Origin of the sequence: Aurantimonas sp. C2-5-R2 (assembly GCF_036549495.1) — a bacterium.
GTDB classification, from domain to species: domain Bacteria; phylum Pseudomonadota; class Alphaproteobacteria; order Rhizobiales; family Rhizobiaceae; genus Aurantimonas; species Aurantimonas coralicida_A.
In genome coordinates, this window is sequence record NZ_JAZHLJ010000257.1 from 1 (window position 1) to 839 (window position 839).

Annotated in this window: 1 protein-coding gene; it reads right to left on the reverse strand. The window is 57.8% G+C overall.

The window, feature by feature from the left end; genetic code table 11:
• Positions 1–528 precede the first annotated feature (528 nt).
• Positions 529–839, reverse strand: a 311-nt coding sequence (locus VQ044_RS25385) for a hypothetical protein (RefSeq protein ID WP_331827913.1), incomplete at its 5' end; no start/stop codon positions are given.

The following is an 839-nucleotide window of genomic DNA, read 5'->3' on the forward strand; positions in this document are numbered from 1 at the left end:
TGGGGCATTACCATGTCGATACGTTACCTGCGCCCTCAAGGGTAAATTCCCGGGTGGTCGATGTCTCATCGTCATTGGCACGGAGGGCGCGGTTCAGGGTGCGACGCTGGGAGTTGTGAGGGTGCCTTCCGATCTTCCTGGTATGGAGGCGGCGGCGCAGGCTTATTTCGCTCGCACCGGAAGAACCTGCACTATCACGTCGAGAGACGAGGTGATCCAGCCGAATTGGGAACTGCGCTATACGTGCGGTTAGCTGCCATCACCGGCCCCCAGCGCTTTTGTGAACGCCTTTCGCAACCTGCCACACGAATGCCGTATTGACTCAACCCTCGATCGCAGGCTCTCTGATCCCCTTGTTTGGGGGGATCGTCATGAAGATAATCGTAGCGGCGATCGCCATGGCCAGCGTTCTGTCGGGTTGTGGCTCGATCATTCGCGGAACTTCAGAGGATGTCGCGATCAATGCCACGCCGGCAGGAACGGAAATTCAGACCTCGAATGGATTTCGCTGCGACACGTCATGCGTGATCAAGGTTCCTCGTCGGGACACTTTCCAGGTTGTCGCCAGCAAGGCCGGGTATCAAAACCGAGACCGTTTTCGTTGACACGGAAATCAGCGGCGGTGGAGTCGCTGGCGTAGCCGGCAACATCCTGCTCGGTGGCGTCATCGGGATCGGTGTCGACACGTACAATGGTGCCGGCCTCGATCACACGCCGAATCCAGTCAATATCGAACTCGAGCAGAATGGTGTTCCTCAGGTGCCGGTTGTCACGAAGCAGCCAAAGCCGGCCAAAAATGGCGTTCCGGTCTCGTAGAAGGTACACCGCTACAATGAACC